General features: G+C 69.8%; 22 protein-coding genes. 16 read left to right on the top strand and 6 right to left on the bottom strand.

Annotated features, from left to right (window positions below):
* Positions 1-2: 2 nt before the first annotated feature.
* From trpA to AC3WXD_RS02130, 4 genes are all read left to right on the top strand, one after another.
* Positions 3-818, top strand: a complete 816-nt coding sequence (gene trpA, locus AC3WXD_RS02145) for a tryptophan synthase subunit alpha (RefSeq protein WP_492322931.1) — start codon at positions 3-5, stop codon at positions 816-818.
* A 42-nt stretch (positions 819-860) separates the two neighbouring features.
* Complete coding sequence (locus AC3WXD_RS02140; RefSeq protein ID WP_492322930.1) at positions 861-1,772, top strand: DMT family transporter; 912 nt, start codon at positions 861-863, stop codon at positions 1,770-1,772.
* Positions 1,773-2,524: 752 nt separating this feature from the next.
* Positions 2,525-2,923 carry an RT0821/Lpp0805 family surface protein gene (locus tag AC3WXD_RS02135; RefSeq protein WP_020204968.1) on the top strand — a complete coding sequence of 133 codons (399 nt, stop codon included), beginning with the start codon at positions 2,525-2,527 and terminating at the stop codon, positions 2,921-2,923.
* Between the two features lie 70 nt (positions 2,924-2,993).
* Positions 2,994-4,067, top strand: a complete 1,074-nt coding sequence (locus AC3WXD_RS02130; protein ID WP_020204969.1) for an NAD(P)-dependent alcohol dehydrogenase — start codon at positions 2,994-2,996, stop codon at positions 4,065-4,067.
* Between the two features lie 84 nt (positions 4,068-4,151).
* On the opposite strand, the gene AC3WXD_RS02125 is transcribed toward AC3WXD_RS02130, so the two are convergent.
* From AC3WXD_RS02125 to AC3WXD_RS02115, 3 genes are all read right to left on the bottom strand, one after another.
* Positions 4,152-5,711 carry an esterase-like activity of phytase family protein gene (locus tag AC3WXD_RS02125; RefSeq protein ID WP_492322929.1) on the bottom strand — a complete coding sequence of 520 codons (1,560 nt, stop codon included), beginning with the start codon at positions 5,709-5,711 and terminating at the stop codon, positions 4,152-4,154.
* Positions 5,712-5,802: 91 nt separating this feature from the next.
* On the bottom strand, positions 5,803-8,028 hold the full coding sequence (locus tag AC3WXD_RS02120; RefSeq protein ID WP_492322928.1) for a metallophosphoesterase: 2,226 nt from the start codon (positions 8,026-8,028) through the stop codon (positions 5,803-5,805).
* Positions 8,029-8,530: 502 nt separating this feature from the next.
* Positions 8,531-9,349, bottom strand: coding sequence for a MetQ/NlpA family ABC transporter substrate-binding protein (locus AC3WXD_RS02115; protein WP_059411822.1), 819 nt, complete (start codon positions 9,347-9,349; stop codon positions 8,531-8,533).
* Between the two features lie 239 nt (positions 9,350-9,588).
* Between AC3WXD_RS02115 and AC3WXD_RS02110 the strand changes: the two genes are divergently transcribed.
* A complete protein-coding gene (locus AC3WXD_RS02110) occupies positions 9,589-9,969 on the top strand; it encodes a hypothetical protein (RefSeq protein WP_155888303.1) in 381 nt (126 codons plus the stop codon).
* A 91-nt stretch (positions 9,970-10,060) separates the two neighbouring features.
* Here the strand turns inward: AC3WXD_RS02110 and AC3WXD_RS02105 are convergent, their stop codons facing one another.
* The gene (locus tag AC3WXD_RS02105) at positions 10,061-10,816 is read right to left on the bottom strand and encodes a sulfite exporter TauE/SafE family protein (protein WP_020205762.1); all 756 of its coding nucleotides are present in this window, start codon (positions 10,814-10,816) and stop codon (positions 10,061-10,063) included.
* A gap of 240 nt (positions 10,817-11,056) precedes the next feature.
* On the opposite strand from AC3WXD_RS02105, the gene AC3WXD_RS02100 reads away from it, so the two are divergent.
* From AC3WXD_RS02100 to AC3WXD_RS02085, 4 genes are all read left to right on the top strand, one after another.
* Positions 11,057-12,271 (top strand): DSD1 family PLP-dependent enzyme, encoded by a 1,215-nt coding sequence (locus AC3WXD_RS02100; protein WP_492322927.1) that lies wholly within the window; start codon positions 11,057-11,059, stop codon positions 12,269-12,271.
* A gap of 384 nt (positions 12,272-12,655) precedes the next feature.
* On the top strand, positions 12,656-14,101 hold the full coding sequence (locus tag AC3WXD_RS02095; RefSeq protein WP_492322926.1) for a cytochrome ubiquinol oxidase subunit I: 1,446 nt from the start codon (positions 12,656-12,658) through the stop codon (positions 14,099-14,101).
* 2 nt (positions 14,102-14,103) lie between these two features.
* Positions 14,104-15,111 (top strand): cytochrome d ubiquinol oxidase subunit II, encoded by a 1,008-nt coding sequence (gene cydB / locus AC3WXD_RS02090; protein ID WP_029044195.1) that lies wholly within the window; start codon positions 14,104-14,106, stop codon positions 15,109-15,111.
* Positions 15,111-15,266, top strand: a complete 156-nt coding sequence (locus AC3WXD_RS02085) for a DUF2474 family protein (protein ID WP_492322925.1) — start codon at positions 15,111-15,113, stop codon at positions 15,264-15,266. The genes cydB and AC3WXD_RS02085 overlap by 1 nt, the downstream gene beginning before the upstream one ends.
* Positions 15,267-15,296: 30 nt before the next feature.
* On the opposite strand, the gene AC3WXD_RS02080 is transcribed toward AC3WXD_RS02085, so the two are convergent.
* Both AC3WXD_RS02080 and AC3WXD_RS02075 read right to left on the bottom strand, forming a co-directional pair.
* Positions 15,297-15,836: an ankyrin repeat domain-containing protein gene (locus tag AC3WXD_RS02080; RefSeq protein ID WP_492322924.1), complete on the bottom strand. Its 540-nt coding sequence runs from the start codon at positions 15,834-15,836 to the stop codon at positions 15,297-15,299.
* Between the two features lie 148 nt (positions 15,837-15,984).
* The gene (locus tag AC3WXD_RS02075) at positions 15,985-16,752 is read right to left on the bottom strand and encodes an SDR family NAD(P)-dependent oxidoreductase (protein WP_020205756.1); all 768 of its coding nucleotides are present in this window, start codon (positions 16,750-16,752) and stop codon (positions 15,985-15,987) included.
* Positions 16,753-16,891: 139 nt separating this feature from the next.
* Here AC3WXD_RS02075 and AC3WXD_RS02070 point away from each other — a divergent pair, with 139 nt between their 5' ends.
* From AC3WXD_RS02070 to AC3WXD_RS02040, 7 genes are all read left to right on the top strand, one after another.
* Positions 16,892-17,488: a TetR/AcrR family transcriptional regulator gene (locus AC3WXD_RS02070; protein WP_059411825.1), complete on the top strand. Its 597-nt coding sequence runs from the start codon at positions 16,892-16,894 to the stop codon at positions 17,486-17,488.
* Between the two features lie 48 nt (positions 17,489-17,536).
* Complete coding sequence (locus AC3WXD_RS02065) at positions 17,537-18,847, top strand: MFS transporter (protein ID WP_020205754.1); 1,311 nt, start codon at positions 17,537-17,539, stop codon at positions 18,845-18,847.
* Positions 18,848-19,125: 278 nt separating this feature from the next.
* Positions 19,126-21,147, top strand: coding sequence for a LamG-like jellyroll fold domain-containing protein (locus AC3WXD_RS02060; protein WP_029044192.1), 2,022 nt, complete (start codon positions 19,126-19,128; stop codon positions 21,145-21,147).
* A gap of 23 nt (positions 21,148-21,170) precedes the next feature.
* Positions 21,171-21,359: a hypothetical protein gene (locus tag AC3WXD_RS02055; protein ID WP_020205752.1), complete on the top strand. Its 189-nt coding sequence runs from the start codon at positions 21,171-21,173 to the stop codon at positions 21,357-21,359.
* A gap of 79 nt (positions 21,360-21,438) precedes the next feature.
* Positions 21,439-23,595, top strand: coding sequence for a phosphocholine-specific phospholipase C (locus tag AC3WXD_RS02050; protein WP_492322923.1), 2,157 nt, complete (start codon positions 21,439-21,441; stop codon positions 23,593-23,595).
* A gap of 186 nt (positions 23,596-23,781) precedes the next feature.
* The gene (locus AC3WXD_RS02045) at positions 23,782-24,651 is read left to right on the top strand and encodes a LysR substrate-binding domain-containing protein (RefSeq protein WP_020205750.1); all 870 of its coding nucleotides are present in this window, start codon (positions 23,782-23,784) and stop codon (positions 24,649-24,651) included.
* A gap of 122 nt (positions 24,652-24,773) precedes the next feature.
* Positions 24,774-25,460 (top strand): HAD family hydrolase, encoded by a 687-nt coding sequence (locus AC3WXD_RS02040; RefSeq protein ID WP_020205749.1) that lies wholly within the window; start codon positions 24,774-24,776, stop codon positions 25,458-25,460.
* Positions 25,461-25,466 lie beyond the last annotated feature (6 nt).

Raw genomic sequence — 25,466 nt, 5'->3', positions numbered from 1 at the left:
TCATGAATCGTTTTGCACGATTGTTCACTCGCCGGGATCGCCGGATGTTCGTCCCTTTCTTCACGCTGGGCGATCCCAATGCCATAGCAAGCTTCGATCTGATCTGCGCCGCGGTCGACGCCGGCGCCGACGCGGTGGAACTGGGATTCCCGTTCTCCGACCCCATCACCGACGGCCCGGTCAATCAGCGCTCGATGCGACGCGCCCTGGCAGCGGGCACCACCTATGCGACCTGCCTCGACATGCTCCGAAGGCTCAGGGAACGCTACCCGGCACTTCCCATCGGGCTGCTGCTCTACTACAACCTGCTCTTCATGCGCGGCGAGCGAGCATACAAGGAGCTGGCCGCGATCGGCGTCGACGCGGTGGTCTGCTCCGACCTGCCATTCGAGGAATGTGCCACGCACATGTGGCAACTGGCCGACAGCCGCATCGGCTGCATCCAGATGGTGGCGCCGAATACGCCGGTCGAGCGGGCGCGAAAGCTCATCGATAGCTCATCGGCATTCACCTACGTGATCAGCCGCTTCGGGACAACCGGCACGAGCGCCAGCTTCGAACAGCAGGCATTGGCCAGAATCGAACACCTCAGCAAGCTTGCAGACAAAGCCATCGTGGCCGGTTTCGGCATCAGCACGGTCGATCAGGTCCGCGACTTCTGGGCGGCAGGGGCAAATGGCGTGATCGTGGGCAGCCTGTTCAGTCTTCAGATCGAGCGTTGCCTGGAGGATGTTCCGGCCGCGCGCCAGTTCATCGAGGCATTCGTGGGACAGGTGCAGGCCGGAAAACCGCGCCTGGACTTTGCCGGGATCATCTGACATCGGCATGCCCGCGCACCCGACTCAAGGAGACCCCGCCCGATGCGCAGCATAGATTGGTTCCGTCTGCTTGTACTCAGCGCTGTCTGGGGAGCCTCGTTCATCTTCATGCACGTTCTGGCTCCCGTGCTTGGCCCGGTGGCGACCGCCGATCTGCGCGTTGCCATCGGCGGCATGGCATTGCTGGTCTACTTCGCGGTGATCCGCTTCAATCCCAACTGGACGACATACTGGCGTCAGTATCTCGTCATTGGGGCATTCAACGTCGGCTTGCCCTTTCTGCTCTTCTCCTATGCGGCGCAACATATCCCGGCGTCCTACTCGGCCATCATCAATGCCACCACGCCATTGTTCGGCGCGGTGTTTGCCGCGATCTGGCTGAAGGATCGCCTGACGAGAACCAAGGCGACAGGACTGCTGCTCGGCATGGCCGGCGTGGGCACCCTCACCAGCGGCGGCATGACAGCCGCCGCCTCGCCGGCGTTTGCCTGGGCGATCCTGGCGTGCCTGCTGGCTTCGGCTTCCTATGCCGGCGCCGGTATCTACATCAAGAAATTCGCCTCGGACGTCAACCCCATCGGGTCGGCAGGCTGCTCGCAACTGGTTGCCGCCGTTGGACTCCTTCCGTTCTGGGTCGCGGCACCGCCGAACGCGACCGTCGACACGGTCATCGTGTTCAACATGCTCTGCCTGGGACTGCTGAGCAGCGCGCTGGGCTTTGTCCTGTATTTCCGGCTGATCCGCGACATCGGCCCCGCGCGGGCCATGATGGTCGCGTTCCTGACGCCGCTCTTCGGCATCGTGTGGGGAATCGCCTTCCTGGGCGAGGCGCTGACGGCTCCGGTCATCATCGGAGGCGGGATGATCGTGGCTTCGACGATATTGATCCTGCGGCGAGGCATGGCAACACGACCGCAAGAAGCCCAAGCCGTGCCGAAAAGCGAAGCTGGCTAGTACAACAGCCCTCGGACAGTACCCGTAGCGCCTGCCGCTCCAATGCGCCTTTATCGCCACATGACGTGCCTTCGGATGACCCCTCGCCTGCCTTCCATGCCGCGCAGCACAAAGCCAGCCAGATCAGGAGAACATTCCATTGTTCTGCTGCCCCATCCTGCCCGCGAATGGGCCGGTGGCGAGCATTGCAGTTTTCCGCCGCAGCCCCCGCAAGCCGCGAGGGAAAAAATACCGGCCGCGAAGAAAAGCGCAAAAAGAAAGCCCCTGGCCGGGGTGGTCAGGGGCTCAAGGCAAGAGGCGGGTCGCGGGTTCCGCCCAAGGCCGGATCATAGAGCGCGAAGCGGGGTGCGCCATCACCTGATCGGGTGACATATCTCGTCATATTTGTCTTTTTTACACTTTTCGGCACTTGATGGCGAAGAAACTGCAAAACGCGCCGCCACGGGCTCGCGCAAGGTGCGCGCGCCGGCGCCCCGCTCCGCCCGGTTGGTGGCGCGCGGCCTTGATCTGTCGCAAGTTTTCAGGTGGGTCCGACGCCAGTTTCTGCGGCTATCATTACCGGGTACCGCCGCAACGGCGGCGGTAGCGTGAATGCCGCCCGCGTGGCCGGCACGCCGCGGCCGGAGTGGCGCGCATGCTTTCGTGACGGGATGCGGCGGCGGGAGGTATGCCGAGGCTCTCGCCAGGCCGCGGCCAGTCCGATTCACAATCAAGTCACAACCGATTCGTAACCTCTGCACAAGGACCCGTCCATGACACTGCGCCAGTTGTTCCGCGCCTCGCTGGCATGCGCCCCGCTGCTGGCGCTGGCTCCGGCCTCGCCCGCGTTCGCGTACTTCGACAACTTCATCAACTCGACCGTGGTCGGCAAGATGAACCAGAAGGAATCCGCCTCGCTGGCCCAGCACGTGCGCAAGGTGCTCGACACCGGCGCCGACGGCGCCGCCGTGCCGTGGAACTACCCCGCCACGCGCGGGCGCCGCGCCATCGAGGGCTCGATCACGCCGCTGCGCACCAAGACCGACCAGGGCCAGTCCTGCCGCCAGTTGCGCACCCAGCTCCAGCGCGACGGCCTGGAGGACAACTGGACCAGCTGGTTCTGCAAGCAGGGCGACGGCAGCTGGAAATCGCGCAGGGTAAGCGACGACTGAACGCCGCCGGCCCGGCGGGCCGGCGGCGGCAACCATGCGACCGGACACGGTCGCGAGCGAAGGAGATCCCATGCCAACCATGCAAGCAGCGGTATTCCTCGGACCCAACCGTATCGTGCTCCAGGAAAAGCCGATCCCCGACGTCGGCCCCTCCGACGCCCTGATACGCATCACCACCACCACCATCTGCGGCACCGACGTCCACATCCTCAAGGGCGAATACCCGGTGGCGCAGGGGCTCACGATCGGGCACGAGCCGGTCGGCATCATCGAGAAGCTGGGCAAGAACGTCACCGGCTACCACGAAGGCCAGCGCGTGATCGCCGGCGCGATCTGCCCGAGCTTCCATTCCTACGCATGCCAGGACGGCTGCTCCTCGCAGGACGGCCAGGGCCACGGGCACGGCTACAAGCCGATGGGCGGCTGGCGCTTCGGCAACACCATCGACGGCACCCAGGCCGAATACGTGCTGGTGCCCGACGCCCAGGCCAACCTCGCGCCGATCCCCGACACGCTCACCGACGAGCAGGTTCTGATGTGCCCCGACATCATGTCGACCGGCTTCGTCGGCGCGGAGAACGCCAACATCAAGATCGGCGACATGGTGGCCGTGTTCGCGCAGGGCCCGATCGGCCTGTGCGCCACGGCGGGCGCGCGGCTGCGCGGCGCCGGCCTGATCATCGCCATCGACGGCATCGACGAGCGCCTGGAGATCGCGCGCCGCATGGGCGCCGACGCCACCGTCAATTTCCGCAAGGTGGACGTGGTGGACGAAGTGCTGCGCATCACCGGCGGGCGCGGCGTGGACGCGGCCATCGAAGCGCTCGGCACGCAAGGCACGTTCGAGTCCGCGCTGCGCGTGCTCAAGCCCGGCGGCACGCTGTCGAGCCTGGGCGTGTATTCCAGCGACCTGCGCATCCCGCTCGACGCCTTCCATGCCGGCCTCGGCGACAACCGCATCATCACGTCGCTGTGCCCCGGCGGCAAGGAACGCATGCGCAGGCTGATGCGCATCATCGAATCCGACCGGCTCGACCTCGGACCGCTGGTCACTCACCGCTACAAGCTCGGCCAGATCGAGCAGGCCTACGAACTGTTCGCGAATCAGCGCGACGGCGTGCTGAAGGTGGCGATCACGCCGTGACGGCGGCGGCGCCATGCCGCGCATGCCACACATGACACGCAGGCGCTGCCGGCCCATACCGCGGCACGGCAGCGCCCGCGCCCGTCAGGCCACGGCGAGCGGCTTGGGCAGGCGGATCATGACGAACTCGTTGGCGTCGACGCCGGAGGGCACGCGCGAGGGCGAGCCGCCCGGGTAGTTGTTGTCGTTGACCAGCAGCAGCGTGCGCGCGTCCACGATGGCGATCGCTTCGATGCACTCCATCGGGTAGGCGAACACGCCGTCGATGGTGTCGCTGGCGCCGAGCCTGGCCGGGTCGAGCAGCTGCATCAGGTCGGCCACTTCTTCCTTGACCAGGAAGCCGTCCGCGTCGACGCGGTCGAGGCTGATCTTGAAGATGCGCTTGAAGCGCGCCGCGTTGCGCCAGGTGTTCGACGCGGCGAACTTGCCGGTGCGCACGTCGCCGGCGCCGCTGTCCTTTTCCACCACCAGGAACTCGCGGTCGTTGACGGCGACCATGTCGTTGACCGAGTAGTACTCGGTCTCGAGGTTGCCGTCGCCGTTGAGGCGCTGGCCGCTGCCGACGCGGTAGCGGTAGCTGGTCTCGAAGTTGAGCGTGCCCAGGTTGAAGACGTTGATGATGCGGCTGCGCACGTCGTCGCCGGCCACTTCCTTCTCGTACATGCCGTACAGGCGCGTGCGGCTGGCGTTGATGGCCAGGCTTTCGAGGCCGCCGGAGCCGCCCAGGTTGGCCTGCGCGGTGGTGCCGTTGGCGACGAGATAGGGATTGTTCGGGGTCTGCACCAGCGGGTTGGCGCCGAGCCGGCGCAGGTTGGGCATCTGCACTTCGCGCGCGAGCAGCCTGCCCTGCCTGTCGAACTTGAGCAGGAACGGGCCGAATTCATCGCCAATCCACAGGTTGCCGCTAGCGTCGAGCTGCATCGATTCGGGATCGATGTCGTAGCCGGTAAGCAGGCGGCCGTTGACGATGGCGCTGTCCACCGGGATGGTCTGGCCGGCCGGCGAGACCGAGGTGCCGGGATAGTTGGCCATGTCGGCCACGATCGGGTAGCCGATGCGGCGGTCGGGGTCGCTCAGGCGGATATAGCTCTCGGGAGTGAACGCGGCCAGCGGCGCGCCGGTCTGGAAGTGGACCGGGACCACCCTGCCGGCGGCCCAGTCGAACGACACCGCGTAGATGTGCAGCAGCGCGTCGGGCGAGGCGCCGCGGCCGCCGAAGCCGTTGTCCTGCAACGCGTAGAACGTGCCGGCCTTGGGGCCCGGGATGATGGCCGAGAAGCCTTGCATGGGCTGCCTGGCGTTGAACGGCAGCGCGTAGCGGTAGACGTTGGTGGCGCGGTCGTAGTCGCCGCCCGAGATGAACTGGCCGCTGGTGGGGCCGGCCACGAAGCTGTCGGCCGGCAACACGGCGCGGCCGAGCAGCGTGGGCGCCTTGACTTCGGCCTCGGGCGTGACCGCGGGCGGGTTGGTGGCCGGCGGCACCGGCGCGCTGCCGGCGGCCGGCGGCGCATCGTCGCCGCCGCCGCAGCCGGCCAGCAGGGAGGTGGACACGCCCAGCATGGCGAGCGTGGTGGCGCCCAGGCCGCCGCGCAGCAGCTGGCGGCGCGTGGTGTCGGGCAATGCGTGTTCGCGTGATTGGCTCATGGAGTCGCAACGATAGGAATGGGGAGTCGGAGGCGCGCGGCAAGCCGGCCCGCCCGCGCGGGCGGGCCGGTCCTGCGCGCCACGCCAGGCATCAGAACAGGGACGGCTCGGTGCTCAGGTCGGTGAGCTTGTTGGCCTTCAGGTCGATGACGAAGTGCTTGGTCGGCGCGCCGTTGGCGAGCTTGAGCAGGATCGCCATCAGCGGCTTGAAGCGGGCCTGGAACAGCGCCCCGGCGGTGTTGCTGTCCTTGACCTGGTCGCCGGTCATGGCGAGCGTGGCCGAGGTGGACTGCAGCGCCTCGGCCAGCAGCTTGTACTGGCGGGCGCGCGCTTCGGGGATGTCGGAGAACGCCAGGTCGCCGGCATTGGCCAGGCGCACGAAGTCGCCGGCCAGGTCGATCGCCTTCCAGTCGTTGAAGTCTTCGAGGCGCATGCCGTTGGCCTGGGCCAGCGCGCGGGCGCGGGCTTCGGCCGCGGCGTAGTCGGTGGCGTAGGCCGGGTTGGCCGCGTTGGTGCCGCCGCCGTCGGCCAGGCAGGCGAAGAAGGCGTTGGTCAGCAGGCCGTGGGTGCCGGTGTTGGCCAGTTCCTTGAGCGTGACGCTGGTCTGCAGCTGCGACAGCACCAGCAGGTCGGAGCCGTACAGCGGGCTCTTGACCAGCTCGCGCATCTCGCAGCGCCAGTCGTCCTTGAGCAGGCGCAGGCGCACCAGCTCGGCCATGTAGCGCGAGCTGAAGTCGGCGTAGTTCTTGGCGTCGAGGATGGAGAGGTTCCACAGCTCGCCGCCGCCCGGGATCATGAAGCCGTAGGTGGTGAAGTACTTGTGCTCGTCGCGGTAGTGCTCGAACAGCTCGTCGAAGCGCGGCACGTTGTCGATGCGCACGGTCTGCACTTCGAGCTTGTCGTCGGCCTGGATCGACATCAGCTTGTAGGCCGGCACGTAGGCCGCCATCGACGGCGCCTGGATGTTGAACAGCGCCTGGCCGCCGTCATAGTTGCGGATGGCGGTGTCGTTGAAGTGCATGTGGCCGCCCACGTGCACCTTGAGCCCGGTCTCGGCCAGCGCCTTGGTCACGTTCTCGGCGGGGCGGCGCACCATCTGCATCTTGCCCGCGCCCAGCAGCGCGATGATGTCGTCGGAGGCGCCGTTGAAGAACTCGCTCATCGGGAAATGGCTGAACGCCACCACCTGCTTGCCGGCGGCCTGGCCGCGCGCGACCACGTCCTTGAGCCAGGCGATCACGTGCTGCTTGTGGGTCAGCATGGCGTTGTAGCCGGCGTCGCCCGAGCCGTTGAAGTCGGCGGCGGTGGTGCCGGCGCCGGTGGGAATGTAGACGTTGGCGTCGATGCCGACCAGCCACACGCCATCCACCGGCTCGACCAGGTAGGTGGTGTCCGGCACGGTCTTGCACAGCGTGTAGCCGGCCTTCTTGTACGCGCCGCCGGTGCCTTCCTTGCAGATCTCGTACTGGCGGTTGGTCCACGCGGCCTGGTCCTTGGCGACCTGGAACGAGTAGCTCTTGGTGTCGTAGGTGCTGTACGGCGTCTCGAAATAGCGGAACTTGGCCTTGGGCATGAAGCCGTGCTGCTCCAGCGCCTGGGTCACGCCGGCGTAGCCCATTTCCAGCACTTCTTCCGTGCAGTAGGACCAGTTCTGCTTCGACCAGCTGCCCGCGTAGGGGTTGGAGCAGTCGCCGTTGCCGCCGCGGCTGTAGATCGGCTGCGGGAAGCCGACATCGCCGTGGTTCGGGTCGATGCCGAGGTAGTCGCTCTTGCCGCCGGCGCGCGCGAACGGCTTGTTGGGATCGTGGTTGCCCGGGGCGGCGAAGAACTCGATGCCGTATTTCTCGGCGTATTCGTCCAGCACCTTCTTCAGGCCGCGGATGTGCACCGGCTGGCCGTCGTCGGAGAAGTCGCCCGGCAGCGCGATCAGCTTGACGCCGCGCGCCACCGCGTCGTCCAGCGCGGCGATGAAGGCGAAGTAGTTCTCGTTGAACAGGCGCGTGGAGGTCATCTGCGCCTGCATCAGGCGGATGGTGGCGTTGCGGCCCGACTTCTGGTTCGGGATGCCCGGGAACGAACCGTCCTGGAACGTGGCGTAGACATCGTGGAAATGGATGTCCGGCATGAAGGCGACCAGCGTCGGCGCCGGCTGGGCGGGCGCGGCCGGCGGCGGCGGCGTGGTGCCCGCGGGCGGCACGGTGGGCTGGCCGTTGTCGGTGTCGCTGCCGCAGGCGGCCAGGAAGGCGAACAGCGAGGCGGCCAGCAGCCTGGGCAGGCGGCGGGCGGGTCGGAAGACAGGCGGTGCGGTGGATGTCATGCGGCGGCTCGCAATGTGGTTTTCGTCGGAAATCGTCGGGAATGGCCTGCGCATGTGACGCGCAAGACCCGGAAAGCCGCCGAATGGTAGGCACCGCAGGTGACAGGGATGTGGCTAAATGTATGCTTTGAATATCACTTCAGAGAGTTATGAATGTATGCAAATGTCATGGCATTCGCGGCGCCGGGCCGGACTGCCTGACGCCGGCATGCGCCGGCACGCCGGGTGACGAGCCACGCCAGCACGACACGACAAGCGGAAACAGGAGAGGCGCGGCGACCCCGCGCTCAGGGATGGCCACCGAAGCGGCGGCTCGCGGCATATCCGGCGCCGGGCTTCATCGGCGACAGCGAACCGTCGCGGAGCGACACGCGCCGGCGGTTCGAGGAAATCGCGGGAGGAAAATCGGGAAGGCAGCGCCGGGCGGATGAGGTCCGCCCGGGGAACGAAGGCAAGAAGACCGGCGCTGAACGCCGGCCCGGATGCCAGTCGGGAACGGCGCTCAGAATGCCGGCAGGATCGCGCCCTTGAACTGCCTGGCGAGGAAGTCGCGCACTTCCTGCGACTGGTAGGCCGACACCAGCGGCTTGACCCACGGCTTGTCCTTGTCCTGCGTGCGCACCGCGATCAGGTTGGCGTAGGGGCCGCGCAGGTCTTCGATGGCGATGGCGTCGCGCGTGGGGTTCAGACCGGCCTTGACGGCGTAGTCGGTGTTGATCGAGGCGGCGGCGAGGTCGTCGAGCGAGCGCGGCAGGATGGCCGAATCGAGCTCGACGATCTTGAGCTTGCGCGGGTTGGCGGCGATGTCGAGCGGCGTGGCGTTCTTGCCGCTCTTGCCGGCGCCGTCGCGCAGCGTGATGAGGCCTTCCTTCTGCAACAGCAGCAGCGCGCGGTTGCCGTTGGAGGGATCGTTCTGGATGCCGACCTTGGCGCCTTCGGGCAGGTCCTTGAGCGACTTGAACTTCTTCGAGTAGAAGCCCATCGGCGCCACGTAGGTCAGGCCCACGTTGGCGATCTTGTAGTGGCGCGCCTCGATCTGGCTGTCGAGGAAAGGCTGGTGCTGGAAGCCGTTGGCGTCGAGGTCGCCGGCGTCGAGCGCGGCGTTGGGCTGGGCGTAGTCGTTGAACTCGACGATCTTCACATCCAGGCCGCTGCGCTTGGCCACGGTGCGCACGACTTCCCAGATCTGCGCGTCGGGGCCGCTCATGGTGCCGAGGCGCACCACCTGGTCGGCGGCGAGCGCGGACTGCGCGGCGAAGCCCGGCAGCACGGCGATGGCGGCGGCCAGGGCGATGGATTTGAACAGGGTACGGCGCTGCATGCAGTCTCCACGAAGGTTGGTCGCGGCCGGAGCGGCCGCTGTGGTGAGGGGCGCGGCCGGCGCTCGTGACGCCGGCTCGCGTGGCAGCGATGTTAGCGCCGCGCCCTGCGGCGCGGAATGAAGGTGTTCGCCTATCGATATGCGCGGCATGTCGCCGCGTGCATCGTCCCGTGCATCCGGATGCGGCGGACGAATCCGGTAGAATCGCGCTCCCCGCGACACCGGACCCGGCCACGCCCATGACACAAGATCCGCCCTCCCCGCCGGCCGCGCCCGCCTTGCGCATCCTGTTCGCGTTCGGCGCGGACGCGGGCACCGTGCTCGAGATCAAGCGGCTCGGCCTGCCCGCCGGCACGCCGCGCGCGCGTCTCTACCAGTGGCTGTGGCTGGACGGCGCGCACTCGCCGCCGCGCGCGCAGCCGCTGCGCTTCGTGTCGATGGCGGAGGAGCCCGGTGCGCCGCTGCCGCAGCGGCGCGTGTTCGAAGAAGGCGTGCTGCGCTTCGGCGGGCAGGCCGCCGAACTGACGCTGGCCGGACAGCGCCCGCTCGCGCTGCGGGCCTGCGCGTCGCCGGCGCCCGAGACGATGGCGGCGGTGGCGGCGTTCGCCGCGGCAGGCTAGCCGGCGCGGGACTTTGCCATGCCGCCGCGAGCCGGTTCGCGCGCAGCGGCAGCGGCATCCTCCATACCCGAAGGCGCGCGGCGCCCGGCGTTTAGTGCGCCGCTGCCAGCAGCCGCGGCAGCGAGGCGGTCAGCAGCACCACGCCCGAGGCCGTCAGCAGGCTCAGCACGATGCGGCGGAAGGCGATCTCGCTGATGCCGATGTACAGCCGCGCGCCGAGGATGCTCGGCACCAGCATGGCCGGGCCCACCACCAAGAACATCGGCACCATGTCGCGCGTGACGATGCCGGTGCCGACGTAGGTCGCCATCGTCACCGCCAGCGTGGCCAGGTTGAAGTTCTGGATGATGGCGCGCTGCTCGTCCTTGGGCAGCCCGCGCAGCGTGCACCACAGCGTGGGAATCACGCCGCTGAAGCCGCCGATGCCGCCCATGATGCCGCCGGCGGTGCCGGCCAGGCCATCGGCCAGGCGCCCGCCGAAGCGCACGCGCGGCAGCTGCGCAGACAACAGCATGAGCGGGCACCAGATCACCAGGAACGCGCCCAGGCAAGCCTTGAACAGGTTGGCGTCGAGCATCGGCAGCACGGCCACGCCGATGGGAATGCCGAGCACGCCGCCGGCCACGAACGGCAGCAGCTGCCGCGGCGAGAAGCCGCGCCGCACCGTGAGCGCCGCCACCACCTGCCCGGTGAGCGAGCCGAACACCGCCATCGCCGCCGCCAGCCGCGGCTCCACCGTCCATACCCAGAACGACATCGCCACCATGCCGAAGGCAAACCCGGACAGGCCCTGCACGAAGCCGGCCACCACGGCGCCGAGCGCCACGATCAGGAGAGGAAAGTCCATCGGGAGTCAGGATGCCGCTGGCGGCAAGTGCGCGAGGCGCATCGTGCGAAAGCCGCAAACTATGCGCCGAATCGGCCCGCTTGTCATCCGCCGCCAGGCCGGCGCGCGCGCGGCGGCGGCGCCGGCACAGGTCCGCATGGGAGGCGCCGCCGGCCGATTTGACAGCGCCGGTCCGCACCCCACATCATCGCAGGCACGGCCAGGCTCCGCCTTGCCATCCAGCCCAGGACCACCCGCCCCATGACCCACGCCACGCCCGCCTCGCCGGCTTCGCTCGCCTTGCCGGACCTGCGGTTGCCGCCCGCCGCCGAGCCCGGCCAGCCCGTGACCGCCATCGACACCCCCGCGCTGGTGCTCGACCTGGACGCCTTCGAGCGCAACCTCGCGCGCATGCAGCAGGCGGCCGACCGGGCCGGCGTGCAACTGCGCCCGCATGCCAAGGCGCACAAATGCCCGGCCATCGCGCTGGCGCAGATCGCGCGCGGCGCGGCCGGCATCTGCTGCCAGAAGGTCAGCGAGGCGGTGCCGTTCGTGCGGGCGGGCGTGACCGACATCCACATCAGCAACGAGATCGCCGGGCCGGCCAAGGCCGCGCTGCTGGCGCGGCTCGCCCTGCATGCGCGCATGAGCGTGTGCGTGGACGACGCGCGCCAGGTCGAGGCGCTGGCCGCGGCCGCCGCGCAGGCCGGCAGCACCATCGGCGTGTTCGTCGAGATCGACGTGGGCCAGGGCCGCTGCGGCGTGGCCGGCGCCGCCGCCGCGCTGCGGCTGGCGCAGGCCGTCCAGGCCCATGCGCGGCTGGCGTTCCGCGGCCTGCAGGCCTACCAGGGCGGCATCCAGCACGTGCGCGAGTACGCCGCGCGCAAGCGCGCGGCGGCCGAGGCCGCGGCCCGCACCGCGGCCGTGGTGGCCGCGCTGGCGGAAGCCGGCGTGGCCTGCGCCACGGTCACTGGCGGCGGCAGCGGCAGCGTGGAGTTCGACCTCGCCAGCGGCGTCTACACCGAGATCCAGCCCGGCTCCTACGTCTTCATGGACGGCGACTACGGCCGCAACGAATACGGCGGCGCGCTGCGCTTCGAGCACAGCCTGTTCATCGCCAGCACGGTCATGAGCGTGGCCGCCGCCACGGCGCCCGCGCCGGCCACGCCGCGCGTGGTGCTGGACGCGGGGCTGAAGTCGATGGCGGTGGACTCCGGCCTGCCGCTGGTCTGGGGCGCGGACGGCCACGACCTCGCGCTGGCCTACGTGGCCGCCAACGACGAGCACGGCATCGTCGAGGCGCTGCCGGCGCCGGGCGCGCGCGCCGCCCCGCTGCTGCCGGCGCTGGGCAGCCAGGTGCTGCTGGTGCCCGGCCATTGCGATCCCACCCTCAACCTGTACGACGACATCGTCGGCGTGCGCGGCGGCACCGTGGCCTGCGTGTGGCCGGTGGCGGCGCGCGGGTTGAGCCGCTGAAACGGCGGGCCGCGCCCGGGCGCTGCGGCGTTATACCGCAGCGCAGCAGACTGATACCGTCTTTTTAAGCGCATTTGCTTCTGTTATCCACGCCGGGCCGCCGGTAGCATGGGGTCCATCGCATGCGCCGGGGCGCGGTCCGCGCTCCGGGCGCAAGCCCAATATCCGGCCTCCGCACATGGACAACCCCGCATCAGGCCTGCCCGCCCGGGCAGGCTTCCGCCCCCGCCGCCGCCCGCCCGCGGCATCCGCGCCACATCGCGTGCGCCCCCGCCCGCAAGCGCCCTTCAATGCGCTCGCGCCGTGGTCTACGCTATCCCTACGCGCCGGCCGGTGTCTTGGACAAGCCACCCCGGCCCACCCCCGCCTCACGGAGACCACGCCATGCCCGGCCTGAGTGCGCTCGACCTCGCCCGGATCCAGTTCGGGTTCACCATCTCGTTCCACATCATCTTTCCCGCCATCACCATCGGCATGGCCAGCTACCTCGCCGTGCTGGAAGGCTGCTGGCTGCGCACGCAGAACCCGGTCTACCGCGACCTGTACCACTTCTGGTCCAAGATCTTCGCGGTCAACTTCGGCATGGGCGTGGTGTCCGGGCTGGTGATGGCCTACCAGTTCGGCACCAACTGGAGCTTCTTCTCCGACTTCGCCGGCAGCGTGACCGGCCCGCTGCTGACCTACGAGGTGCTGACCGCGTTCTTCCTCGAGGCGGGCTTCCTCGGCGTGATGCTGTTCGGCTGGAAGAAGGTCGGCCCCGGCCTGCACTTCTTCGCCACCCTGATGGTCGCGCTCGGCACGCTGATCTCGGCCACGTGGATCCTCGCTTCCAACAGCTGGATGCAGACCCCGCAGGGCTACGAGATCATCGACGGCCGCGTGGTGCCGGTGGACTGGCTGCGCGTGATCTTCAACCCGTCGTTCCCGTACCGGCTGGCGCACATGAGCGTGGCGGCCTTCCTCGCCACGGCGCTGTTCGTCGGCGCCTCCGCCGCGTGGCACCTGCTGCGCGGGCGCGACAACCCGGCCATCCGCAAGATGCTGTCGATGGCGATGTGGATGCTGCTGGTGGTCGCGCCCGTGCAGGCCGTGATCGGCGACATGCACGGCATCAACACGCTCGCCCACCAGCCGGCCAAGATCGCCGCGCTGGAAGGCCACTGGGAAAACCGCGGCAACGAGCCGCTGCCGCTGATCGTGTTCGGCTGGCCTGACATGGCGCGCGAGGAAACCCGCTTCGCGCTGGAGATCCCGCGCCTGGGCAGCCTCATCCTGACGCACACGCTGGACGGCCAGATCCCCGGCCTGAAGGCGTTCCCGCCGCAGGACCGGCCCAACGCCACCATCCTGTTCTGGAGCTTCCGCGTGATGGTCGGGCTGGGCGTGCTGATGATCCTGCTCGGCCTGTGGAGCCTGCTGCTGCGCCGCGGCGAGGCGCTCTACCGCGCGCGCGCCTTCCTGCGCGTGGCGCTGTGGATGGGCCCGGCCGGGCTGGTGGCGCTGCTGGCCGGCTGGTTCACCACCGAGATCGGGCGCCAGCCGTGGGTGGTGTACGGCGTGATGCGCACCGCCGACGCGGTCTCGCCGCACGGCGCGCCCGAGCTCGCGCTGACGCTGGCGCTGTTCGTGGTGGCCTATGTGTTCGTGTTCGGCGTGGGCATCGCCTACATGATGCGGCTGGTGCGCAAGGGCCCGGTCATGCACGAAGGCGACGACGATGAGGACGAGGACGCCGCCCGTCCGGGCCATCCGGCGCACACGCCGGCGCGCCCGCTGTCCGCCGTCGACGACCGCGGCGACGTGCCCGCCATCAACACTTCCGGGAGCTGAACATGGGTGTCGACCTCTCTTTGATCTGGGCCGTCATCATCTTTTTCGGGGTGATGATGTACGTGGTGATGGACGGCTTCGACCTCGGCATCGGCATGCTCTATGCCTTCGTGCCGGACCGCCATGACCGCGACGTGATGATGAACACCGTGGCACCGGTGTGGGACGGCAACGAGACCTGGCTGGTGCTCGGCGGCGCCGGCCTGCTGGCCGCCTTCCCGCTGGCCTACTCGGTGGTGCTCAGCGCGCTCTACCTGCCGCTGGTCCTGATGCTGCTCGGGCTGATCTTCCGCGGCGTGGCGTTCGAGTTCCGCTTCAAGGCCAACGACCGCGAGCGCCACGTGTGGGACAAGGCCTTCATCTGCGGCTCGCTGGCGGCGGCCTTCTTCCAGGGCGTGGCGCTGGGCGCGTACATCGACGGCATCCGCGTCAGCGGCCGCGTCTTCGCCGGCGGCCCGCTGGACTGGCTGCAGCCGTTCCCGCTGTTCTGCGGCGTCGGCGTGGCGGTGGCCTACACCGTGCTGGGCAGCACCTGGCTGATCGTCAAGACCGAAGGCGACCTGCACCGGCGCATGCTCCATCTCACCGGCCGGCTGGCCTGGGTCCTGCTCGGCGTGATCGCCGTGATCAGCATCTGGACGCCGCTGGCGCAGCCGCGCATCGCCGCGCGCTGGTTCAGCCTGCCCAACCTGATCTGGTTCGCGCCGGTGCCGCTGCTGGTGCTGCTGTGCATGTACCGGCTGGTGCGCTCATTGCGCGCCGACGCGCGCATCGCGCCGTTCCTCTACACGCTGGCGCTGGTCTTCCTCGGCTACAGCGGGCTGGCCATCAGCGTGTGGCCGAACATCGTGCCGCCCAGCATCTCGATCTGGGACGCCGCCGCGCCGCCGCAGAGCCAGGGCTTCACGCTGGTCGGCGCCCTGTTCATCATCCCGTTCATCCTGATGTACACGGTGTGGGCGTATTACGTGTTCCGCGGCAAGGTCAGGCACGGCGAGGGGTATCACTGATGGCCGCGAACCGGCGCGATGACGGCACCGCGCCGCGCGGCTGGCTGGCGCGCGTGGGCTGGCTGCTGGCGATCTGGATCGCCAGCGTGGCGGCGCTCGGCGTGGCCGCGCTGCTGCTGCGGGGCGTGATGCGGCTCGCGGGGATGCACGCCTGACGGCCGCACGCCGGCACGCGCCATAGCGCGCTACTGCCCGTCCTTCCCCGCCAGCAGCGCCGCGGCATTGCGCGCGCCCATCATGGCCGCGGCTGCCGCGGCGGTGGCGCCGCCGGCATCGCGCGCGCCGACATTGGCGCCACGCGCGAGCAGCAGCTCGACGATCGCCGCGCGGTCGAACATCGCCGCCACCATCAGCGCCGTGCGGCCGTCGGGCGAGGCGCCCTCGACGTCGGCGCCGTGGTCCAGCAGCAGCGCGGCGATCTCCGCGTAACCCTTGAACGCCGCGCCCGCGAGCGGGGTCTGGCCGTTGTCGTTGCGCAGGTCCGGCGCCGCGCCGCGCGCGAGCAGCACGCGCGCGGCCTCGGCGTGGCCGTGGTAGCAGGCCAGCATCAGCAGGCTGTCACCCTTCTCGTTGCGCAGGTCGGGCGACAGGCCGCGCTCGAGCAGGCCGGCGAGCGTGGCCGCGTCGCCGGCGCGCGCGAGCGCGAAGACCTCGGCCAGCGCGGCCTGCATGCGCTCCTGGTCAGGGTCGGCCTGGGGTGCGGATGGGGATGAGGATTGCGTCATGGCGTGGTCCCGTGCGTCCGGTCCGGTAGCTTGAATCCGGCTACTTTGCCGCATCGGCGGCCGCTTGGGAAGCCGGCCGGAGGAAAGCGCGGGCCACGCGCCGCCGCGCTCAGGCAACCCGTTCAGGCAACCCGTTCAGGCAACCCGTTCAGGCAACCGACAGCGCGCCGTCCACGCCGATGCTCTGCCCGCTGATGAAGCGGCCCGCCGGCGAGGCCAGCAGCACGGCCAGCCCGGCCACGTCCTTCGCCTCGCCGATGCGCCGCATCGGAATCGCCGCGGCCAGCCGCGCTTCCTGCTCCGGATTGCCCCACAGCGCCTCGCGCGAGAACTCGGTGCGCACCGGGCCGGGGTTGATGGCATTGACGTTGATGCCCTTCGGGCCGAGTTCCAGCGCCAGGCTGCGCACGGCCTGGTCGGTCGCGCCCTTGGTGATGCTGTACATGCCGAGGAAGGCCGAGCCGCGCTTGGCGGCGATGCTCGACGTGAACACGATGGCGCCGTCGCCGCGCGCGATCATCTGCGGCGACAGCGCGTTGACCAGCATCAGGTTGCCGCGCACGTTGCCGCCCATCGCCTGGTCGAACAGCTCCGGCCCCTGCGTCAGCAGCGAGCCGGGCGTGGCGCCGGCCGCGGCGTTGAGCACCAGCGCGTCGACCCGGCCGTAGGCGGCCAGCGCCTGCTCGGCGAAGGCGCGCACGCTGTCCACGTCGGCGATGTCGCAGGCGATGCCCCGGGCCTGGATGCCTTCGGCGGCAAGCGTGGCGGCGGCCGCTTCGGCGCCGGCGCTGTCGCGCCCGGACACCACCACGGCGGCGCCCGCCGCGCCCAGCGCGCGGGCCATTTCCAGGCCCATGCCCTTGGTAGAGCCGGTGACGACGGCCACGCGGCCGGTGAGATCGAACAGGTTCTGCATGACAAACACTCCTTGGTGAGGACACGCGCCGCGGCCCGGGGGCGGGCCGCGGCTTCTTAAATGATGGTCGACATCTATTGAATAAATTATGGTCGTCATATAAAATCCGGTCAAGCAAAGTTTTGGCAGGAGAACGAACATGGCGCGCGCATCACGAGAACAGGCGGAAAAGCACCGCGAAGCGATCGAGGCGGCATCCACGCGGCTGTTCCGCGAACGCGGACTCAACGGCGTCAGCGTGGCCGAGCTGATGGCCGGGGCCGGGCTGACCCACGGCGGCTTCTACGGGCATTTCGCCTCCAAGGACGAACTGGTGGCGCTGGCGTGCCGGCGCGGCTTCGAGGAATCGGCGCAGCGCTGGGCGCGCCGCCTGGGCCGCGCCGGCGACGACAAGCACGCCATGCGCGCCAACCTGGTCGAGCCCTACCTGACGCAGGAGCACTGCGCCGCGCCCGGCGAAGGCTGCTCGGCGGTGGCGCTGGCCAGCGACGTGGCGCGCGAGCCCGTGGACAAGCCGGTGCGCCAGGCCTACCTGGACGGCCTCAAGGTCATGGTCGAGGACTGGATCAAGACCGTCGAGCACGCCGACCCGGCCGAGCGCCGCAAGCTGGCGCTGGCCGAGCTGTCCATGCTGCTGGGCGCGATGACGCTGGCGCGGGCCACCGCCGGCGATGCGCTGTCCGACGAGATCCTCGCCGCCGCGCGCGAGATGCTGCTGGGCCCGCTCGCGCCATAACGCGCGCACCCGCCCCGAACCACAACGAACTCCGCCCCCGGAACATTCATGTTTGCTCAAGCGCTTTCCAGCCGGCTCGACCGGCGCGGCATCCACTATGCGTGGCTGATCGCCGCCCTCACCTTCGGCGTGATGCTGACCACGTCGGCCGCGCTCGGCCTGCCCGGCGCCTTCCTCAAGCCGCTCACCCGCGAAATGGGCTGGGACACCGACCAGATCTCGTCGATCCTGGCCGTGCGCTTCGCGCTGTTCGGCCTGATGGCACCGTTCTCGGCCATCCTGATGGAACGCTTCGGCGTGCGCAACGTGGTCTGGGCCGCGCTGGCGCTGATCGCCGGCGGCATGGCGCTGGCCACGGTGGCGACGCAGTTGTGGCAACTGTTCATCGCCTGGGGCCTGATGCTGGGCATCGGCTCCGGGCTGACCGCGCTGGTGCTGGCCGCGGTGGTGGCCAGCCGCTGGTTCAGCGCGCGGCGCGGGCTGGTGATCGGCATCCTCACGGCCAGCTCGGCCACCGGGCAGCTGGCGTTCCTGCCGGTGGCGGCCTGGCTGATCGAGCACATGGGCTGGCGCACCGCCGTGCTGCCGGTGCTGCTGGCCTGCGCCGCGCTGGCCGCGCTGGTGTTCTGCTTCATGCGCAACCGCCCGTCCGACGTGGGCCTGGCCGCCTACGGCGAAGTTCCGCAGCAGGTGCATGCCGCGCCGGCCCAGCCGCCCGCGCCGCTCACGCTGCGCGGCCCCTTCGTGGTGCTGCGCGACGCCGCCCGCACCCAGACCTTCTGGGTCCTGGCCGGCACCTTCTTCATCTGCGGCCTGAGCACCAACGGCCTGATCCAGACCCACTTCATCGCGCTGTGCGCGGACTTCGGCATGGCCGCGGTGCCGGCCGCCGGGGCGCTGGCCATGATGGGCGCCTTCGACTTCGTCGGCACCATCCTGTCGGGCTGGCTGTCGGACCGCTACGACTGCCGCAAGCTGCTGTTCTGGTACTACGGCCTGCGCGGGCTGTCGCTGTTCTGGCTGCCGCACTCCACCTTCACGCTGTATGGCCTGTCGATCTTCGCCATGTTCTACGGCCTGGACTGGATCGCCACGGTGCCGCCCACGGTGCGGCTGGCGGGCGCGGCCTTCGGCAAGGAGCGCGCGCCGATGGTGTTCGGCTGGATCTTCGCCGCGCACCAGGTGGGCGCGGCCACCGCGGCGTTCGGCGCCGGCCTGACGCGCACGCTGCTGCTGACCTACACCCCGGCGCTGTACGCGGCCGGCGCCGCCTGCGCGCTGGCGGCCCTGCTGGCGCTCGCCGCCGGGCGCCGCACCGTGCGCGACGACGGCGCGCAGGTGCAGGCCGCCAAGGCCTGAGACCGGGCCGGGCGCCTTGCCCGGTCTCCCCGGAACACCACCCAACGTCTCCCAACGCCCGCCTTCGCGCGGGCGTTTTGCTTTTCCAGATCGCCTCCGCACCCGGCCCGTGCCTGTTCCATCAGGAATACAAATGGGCGCATCAGCATTCTTTGCCTGCATGTCACCCGGCTGACAACCCCTTTTCTTACTCTGCCAACGCGTCACGGGGAGCGTGATCGGCAGCGCCGCGATGGCGGCGCGCGGCTTGAGAAACAACGGAAAAGAGGGAAGCAGACATGGCATGGAAACAGCAGGCACGCATGGCGTGCAGCCTGGCCCTGGCGGGCGTGGTGGCCGCGTGCGGCGGTGGTAGCGATGCGCCGGCGACGGCGGCCCCGGACCAGGGCGGCAGCGGCGGCGCCACGCCGGGCGCGGCCGGCAAGAAGATCCTGCTGGTCGGCGTGGACGGCGCCACCTACAGCCAGTTGCAGAATGCGCTGATCCAGCACGGCATGCCCAACCTGGCCACGCTGGCGATCACGCCGTCGTCCACGGGCGGCAGGCTGGGCACCATCAGCGAACAGGCGCCGCTCGACGCGCCGAGCTGGGCCACGGTGCTGACCGGCAACTGGCAGGACCGCCACGGCGTCACCGACGACCAGGCCGCCGCGGCCGGCCTGAAGGCCCCGAGCCTGTTCCAGTACCTGCGCGCGGCCAACACCGGCGCGACCCGGCAGCGCCTGGGCGCGGCCACCGGCGCGGCGGCGCTGCCGCTGCTGCTCAAGGCGGACGCCGCCGCCGGCAACCTCGATTCGCTGCGCGACTGCGCCTACGACGACAACTGCGTGACGCAGGAAGGCGTGAAGCTGGTGCAGTCCGGCTACGACGTGGTGTTCGCCCAGTACACCGCGCCCGACCTGGCCGCCGCGAGCCAGGGCTTCAACGGCGGCGCCTACGCCACCGCGCTGAGCGGCTTCGACCAGGCGCTCGGCAAGCTGCTGGCCGCCGTGCAGGCGCGCCGCCAGGCCAACCCCGGCGAAGACTGGCTGGTCGCCGTGACCGCCAGCCACGGGCTCGACGCCACCGGCGCCACCACCACGCTGCCCACGGTGGAAAACCGCACCGCGTTCATCGCGCTGAACAAGCCCTTCAACGCGCTCGCCGGCAACCTGCCCGCGGCGCCGGCCAACGCCGCCGCGCTCTCGGCCATGCCGAGCGAGGCCGACCTGCTGCCCACGCTGCTGGCGCACAGCGGCACCGCACTGCCGGCCGCCCAGTACAAGATCGACGGCGCCGCGCTGACCGGCGAGGCCGGCGCGCGCGCCATGAGCTCGGTGGTCGGCCAGTTCAGCAACACCCTGGTGCTGTCCTGGCAGAACCCCACCACCGCCAGCGGCCCCATGACCCTGCTGCGCGACGGCGTGGTGATCGAGTCCGCGCTGCCCGCCGGCACCACCAGCTACGAGGACACCAAGCTCAACCCGCCCGACAGCGGCCTGTACCGCTACAACTACACGCTGGTGCGCAACGGCGTGCCCGTGTCCCTGCAGGCGCAGATCAACTACGTCAAGCCGATCGTGCTGGCCGACACGCTGCGCAACAACCTCGCCGCGTACTACAGCTTCGAGACGCTGCCCGCGCTCGATGCCAAGGGCACCACCACCATCGGCCCGTGGGTGGCCGGCACCGACGGCGGCTCGCTCGGCACCGACAACTTCGGCGCCAAATCGCTGAAGGTCAACTCCAACATCGACGCCTACGTGCTCAAGCAGAGCGGCGCCGACATCGCGCTGTCGCCGCAGTTCACCATCGGCTTCTGGTTCAAGTCCGACTGCACGCAGGGCAACGGCACCGGCGAGCCGATCCTGTCGAACAAGAACTACGTGTCCGGCGCCAACGCGGGCATCGCCTTCGGCCTGTTCGGCAGTTGCGAGGTGCGCTTCAACATCGGCAGCGGCGGCAAGCGCGACGACATCCAGGGCATGACGTTCAGCGCCAACCAGTGGGCCTACCTGGCCCTGTCGGTCAACGCCACGGCCAAGACCTTCAGCGCCTACATCATCGACCCGGTGCTCGGCGTGCAGAAGACCGAGAACAAGGCCATCGCCAACACCGACGTGACCAAGCTGGGTGGCCTGGCGACCGGGCAGTGGGGCATCAACGACGATGCCACGCATGCCTACGTGCCCAACAACGGCGGCTCGCTCAAGGGCGTGATGGAGTTTAACGACCTGGCCATGTGGACGCGCCAGCTCAGCCTGTCCGAACTGCAGACCATCACCGGCTCGCGCCAGCCGCTGTCCACGCTCAACCCCTGATTCCCCCCAAGAGAGCCCGTCACATGAAGCCTTCCAAACCGATCCTCGCCCTGCCCGGCTGGCTGGCGGCCCTGGCGCTGTGCGCCGCGCTGACCGCCTGCGGCGGCGACGACAGCAGCCCCGCCGGCGCCCAGCAGCCCGCGCAACCGTCCCAGCCTTCGCAGCCGGGGCAGGAGCCCGCCGTCACGCCGAAACTGCGCTGCGCGCCCTGATGCGCCTGCCCGGCGCCACGCGCCGGGCCGCCATCGCACGCACCGATCCGCCGAACCAGCCTAGCCAGAACAGACAACGATGAGCCTTCACAGCAGACGCAACTTCCTCAAGATGGCCAGCGGCACCACCGCCGCGGCCGCGGCGCTGGCCGCCTTCCCGCCGTCGATCCGCCGCGCGCTGGCGATTCCCGCCAACAACGCCACCGGCACCATCCGCGACGTGGAGTACGTGGTGATCCTGATGCAGGAGAACCGTTCCTTCGACAACTACTTCGGCACGTTCAAGGGCGTGCGCGGCTTCGGCGAGCGGTTCCCGATCCCGCTGGCCGGCGGCCTCGACGTGTGGCAGCAGGGCTATACCAACCGCATCGTGCGCCCGTACCACCTGGACAGCACGCAGGGCAACGCCCAGCGCGTCAACGGCACCCCGCACAGCTATCCCGACGCGCAGAACGCCTGGGACCTGGGCCGCATGAACAAGTGGCCGACCTACAAGAACACCCAGTCGATGGGCTACTACACCGAGGCCGAGCTGGGCTTCCAGTTCGCGCTGGCCAACGCCTTCACGCTGTGCGATGCGTACCACTGCAGCTTCCACGGCGGCACCAACACCAACCGCCTGTTCCACTGGACCGGCACCAACGATCCCACCGGCGCCCGCGGCGGCCCCGTGATCGACAACAGCGGCGACTCGATGGGTGCCTCCACCAGCGGCTACACCTGGACCACCTACCCGGAACGCCTGCAGGCCGCCGGCGTGAGCTGGAAGCTCTACCAGAACATGCCGGACAACTTCACCGACAACCCGCTGGCCGGCTTCGTGCAGTACCGCAAGGCCAACGAGGCCAAGGGCAACGCGGCCAACGGCAGCCCCTACACCGCGTACAGCGCGGCCACCGATGAAGCCATCAACCCGCTCATCAAGGGCATCGGCAATACCATGCCCGACAACGGCTTCCTGCAGTCGTTCAAGGACGACATCGCCGCCGGCACGCTGCCGCAGGTGTCGTGGATCGTGGCGCCGGCCAACTACTCCGAGCACCCCGGGCCTTCCAGCCCGGTGCAAGGCGCCTGGTACACGCAGGAAGTGCTCAACGCGCTGACCGCCAACCCGGACATCTGGAGCCGCACCGTCCTGCTGATCAACTTCGACGAGAACGACGGCTTCTTCGACCACGTGCCGCCGCCGTGCGCGCCCGCCTACGACAGCAACGGCGTGCTGGCCGGCAAGTCCACCATCGCCACCGACGGCGAGTACCACACCGACAAGCACCCCTACGGCCCCGGCCCGCGCGTGCCGATGTACGTGGTGTCGCCGTGGAGCCGCGGCGGCTGGGTCAACTCGCAGGTGTTCGACCACACCTCGGTGCTGCGCTTCCTCGAAGCCCGCTTCGGCGTGGCCGAGGCCAACATCAGCGCCTATCGCCGCGCCGTCTGCGGCGACCTGCTCTCGGCCTTCAACTTCGTCAGCCCGAACAGCGCGGCGCTGCCGGCCATCCCGGCCAGCACCAAGGCCGGCGCCGACGCCCTGCGCACCGCGCAGGAAGCCCAGGCGCAGGTGCCGGTGCCCAGCGAGAGCGCGCAGGCAGCCGCGCCGGCCAACCAGGAAGTCGGCCAGCGCCCGTCGCGCGCGCTGCCCTACGAGCTGCACGTAAGCGGGCGCGAGGACCCGGTGTCGCGCGCCATGTGGCTGCTGTTCAGCAACAGCGGCACCGCCGCCGCCGTGTTCCACGTGTACGACCGCCTGCACCTGGACCGCGTGCCGCGCCGCTACGCGGTCGAGCCCGGCAAGGAACTGCACGACAGCTGGGACGTCTACGCCGCCGACGGCGGCAAGTACGACCTGTGGATCACCGGCCCGAACGGCTTCCACCGCAGCTTCAAGGGCAACGTCAGCGCCGTGGCGGCCGCCGGCGGCACCGCGCCGGAAATCCGCGTGTGCTACGACGTGGCCAACGCCGCGGTCTACCTGACCATGATCAACACCGGCGCGGCGCCCTGCACCTTCACCGTCAAGCCGGGCGCCTACCGCGCCGACGGCCCGTGGTCGTTCGACATCCCGGCCGGCAAGCAGCTCGACCAGCACTGGCCGCTGAACCTGCAGGACAACTGGTACGACTTCGTCGTCACGGTGCCCCAGGGCGGCTTCCAGCGGCGCTTCGCCGGCCGCCTGGAAACCGGCGCGGACGGCAAGTCCGATCCCGCGCTGGGCATGCCGGCGCAGATCGTGACCTGAGCCCCGCCGCGCGGACCGGGGCAGCGCGCCCCGGCGCGCGTCCGGCGCGCGTCCGCCCCCCTGCGGCTCCTATCGGGTCCACCCCCGGCCCGCCGTGCGGCGCCGCCCTGTCCGGCGGCGTTGCACGGAACTGTCACAAAGCGCCGCTAGACTGGCGCGCTTGCCTCATTCCCCACGGATTCCCCCATGCTTGGCGACCTGTTGACGACATTCTATGAAGTGGCGCGGCAGGGCAGCATCACCACCGCCGCCAAGCAGTTGCGCGTCAGCCAGCCCACCGTCACGGGCCGCATCCGCCAGCTCGAGGAGAGCTACGGCGTCGAACTGTTCTACCGGCGCGCCGGCCGCGTCGACCTCAGCGACGTGGGCGTGGCGCTGATGCCGGTGGTCGAGCAGCTCATGCAGCACGAAGGCAGCGCGGATTTCCTGCTGCGCAACGCCGGCAACCTGCACCTGGGCAACCTGCGCATCGGCGCCACCGGTCCCTACTACATCCTGCCCAGCGTGGCGGCGTTCCGCGAGCGCCATCCGGCCATCGAGATCAGCCTCGACATCGGCAATTCGCAGCAGATGCTGGACGCGCTGTTCGAGTACCGCATCGACGTCGCGGTGTCCTCGCACGCCGTGGACGACGAGCGCCTGGCCCGCATCACGCTGGCATCCGACCCGATGGTGCTGGTGGTCCACCCCGGCCACGCGCTGGCGCGCGCGCCCAGCGTCAGCCTGGAGCAGATCGCCGCCTGCCACCTGCTGATCCGCGAGCACGGCTCGATGACGCGCAAGGCGGTCGAGACCGCGCTGGAGAAAGCCGGCCTGCGGCTGCCGTCGAGCACCGTGATCGGCAGCCGCGAGGCCATCTACGAAGCCATTCGCCAGGGCCTCGGCGCGAGCGTGGTGCCGCTGGGCGAAGTCCCGCGCGATGCCGGCCTGTGCGCGGTGCCCTTCTCCAGCCAGCCGCCGATCCTGCACGAGTACCTGTACTGCCTGCAGGGCCGCACCCACACGCGCCTGATCGGCGCGTTCCTGGAGTGCCTCGCGCCGCGCGCGGCGGCATGAGCGAACGCGCGGCCGGCGCGGCGCAAATACGCCGATAGCCGTATCGGAATTCTTGCGCCGCGCATCATCGGCGAGTCACCGCGCCTGCGCATGCTTTCCGGTTTTCCGACCGGAGACGGCGCATGTCCTGCCTTGCCTTGTTTGACCTCGACCACACCCTGCTACCGCTCGACAGCGAATACGAATGGGCGCGCTACCTGGTGGCGGCCGGCGCCGCCGACGCGCGCGAGGTCGAGGCCAACAACGCGCTCTGGCTGGCCGAGTACGGCGCCGGGCGGCTCGATTTCCACCGCCACGCCGGCTTCGCCCTCGGCCTGCTGGCGCGCCATCCGCGCGCGCGCCTGGAAGCGCTGCGCGACGGCTTCATGCGCGAGGTCATCGCACCGGCCATCCTCCCCGAAGCGCTCGCGCTGCTGGCGCGCCACCGCGAGGCCGGCGACCTGTGCTGCATCGTCACAGCGACCTGCCGCTTCGTCACCGAGCCGATCGCCGCGGCGCTCGGCGTCGCGCACCTGGTCGCGGTGGAGGCCGCGTGCGACGCGCGCGGCGAGTTCACCGGCGCCGTGCAGGGCGTGCCGAGCTTCGGCGCGGGCAAGATCGAGCGCGTCGCGCAGTGGCTGGCCGCGCTCGGGCTGTCGTGGGACGGCTTCGAGCGCACCGCGTTCTACAGCGACTCCCGCAACGACATCCCGCTGCTGGAAGCGGTGAGCCACCCGGTCGCCACCAACCCGGACATGGCGCTGGGCGAGCTGGCCGCGGCGCGCGGCTGGGCGGTGCTGGAGCTGTTCGCGGAAGAAATGGCCGGCTAGGCCAGC

Source organism: Cupriavidus sp. FW216-B1, assembly GCF_058789195.1.
Note: the sequence above shows the minus strand (reverse complement) of the source record. Positions and strands in the feature narration are given on the sequence as shown.

Excerpts from the sequence above, each read along its gene's own strand:
- AC3WXD_RS02125 (WP_492322929.1), bottom strand. The coding sequence starts at position 5,711 with ATGAGCCAATCACGCGAACACGCATTGCCCGACACCACGCGCCGCCAG.
- AC3WXD_RS02095 (WP_492322926.1), top strand. The coding sequence starts at position 12,656 with ATGCCCGGCCTGAGTGCGCTCGACCTCGCCCGGATCCAGTTCGGGTTC.
- AC3WXD_RS02065 (WP_020205754.1), top strand. The coding sequence starts at position 17,537 with ATGTTTGCTCAAGCGCTTTCCAGCCGGCTCGACCGGCGCGGCATCCAC.
- cydB (WP_029044195.1), top strand. The coding sequence starts at position 14,104 with ATGGGTGTCGACCTCTCTTTGATCTGGGCCGTCATCATCTTTTTCGGG.
- AC3WXD_RS02130 (WP_020204969.1), top strand. The coding sequence starts at position 2,994 with ATGCCAACCATGCAAGCAGCGGTATTCCTCGGACCCAACCGTATCGTG.
- AC3WXD_RS02055 (WP_020205752.1), top strand. The coding sequence starts at position 21,171 with ATGAAGCCTTCCAAACCGATCCTCGCCCTGCCCGGCTGGCTGGCGGCC.
- AC3WXD_RS02135 (WP_020204968.1), top strand. The coding sequence starts at position 2,525 with ATGACACTGCGCCAGTTGTTCCGCGCCTCGCTGGCATGCGCCCCGCTG.
- AC3WXD_RS02070 (WP_059411825.1), top strand. The coding sequence starts at position 16,892 with ATGGCGCGCGCATCACGAGAACAGGCGGAAAAGCACCGCGAAGCGATC.
- AC3WXD_RS02060 (WP_029044192.1), top strand. The coding sequence starts at position 19,126 with ATGGCATGGAAACAGCAGGCACGCATGGCGTGCAGCCTGGCCCTGGCG.
- AC3WXD_RS02040 (WP_020205749.1), top strand. The coding sequence starts at position 24,774 with ATGTCCTGCCTTGCCTTGTTTGACCTCGACCACACCCTGCTACCGCTC.
- AC3WXD_RS02100 (WP_492322927.1), top strand. The coding sequence starts at position 11,057 with ATGACCCACGCCACGCCCGCCTCGCCGGCTTCGCTCGCCTTGCCGGAC.
- AC3WXD_RS02075 (WP_020205756.1), bottom strand. The coding sequence starts at position 16,752 with ATGCAGAACCTGTTCGATCTCACCGGCCGCGTGGCCGTCGTCACCGGC.
- AC3WXD_RS02105 (WP_020205762.1), bottom strand. The coding sequence starts at position 10,816 with ATGGACTTTCCTCTCCTGATCGTGGCGCTCGGCGCCGTGGTGGCCGGC.
- trpA (WP_492322931.1), top strand. The coding sequence starts at position 3 with ATGAATCGTTTTGCACGATTGTTCACTCGCCGGGATCGCCGGATGTTC.
- AC3WXD_RS02080 (WP_492322924.1), bottom strand. The coding sequence starts at position 15,836 with ATGACGCAATCCTCATCCCCATCCGCACCCCAGGCCGACCCTGACCAG.
- AC3WXD_RS02110 (WP_155888303.1), top strand. The coding sequence starts at position 9,589 with ATGACACAAGATCCGCCCTCCCCGCCGGCCGCGCCCGCCTTGCGCATC.
- AC3WXD_RS02140 (WP_492322930.1), top strand. The coding sequence starts at position 861 with ATGCGCAGCATAGATTGGTTCCGTCTGCTTGTACTCAGCGCTGTCTGG.
- AC3WXD_RS02085 (WP_492322925.1), top strand. The coding sequence starts at position 15,111 with ATGGCCGCGAACCGGCGCGATGACGGCACCGCGCCGCGCGGCTGGCTG.
- AC3WXD_RS02045 (WP_020205750.1), top strand. The coding sequence starts at position 23,782 with ATGCTTGGCGACCTGTTGACGACATTCTATGAAGTGGCGCGGCAGGGC.
- AC3WXD_RS02120 (WP_492322928.1), bottom strand. The coding sequence starts at position 8,028 with ATGACATCCACCGCACCGCCTGTCTTCCGACCCGCCCGCCGCCTGCCC.
- AC3WXD_RS02115 (WP_059411822.1), bottom strand. The coding sequence starts at position 9,349 with ATGCAGCGCCGTACCCTGTTCAAATCCATCGCCCTGGCCGCCGCCATC.
- AC3WXD_RS02050 (WP_492322923.1), top strand. The coding sequence starts at position 21,439 with ATGAGCCTTCACAGCAGACGCAACTTCCTCAAGATGGCCAGCGGCACC.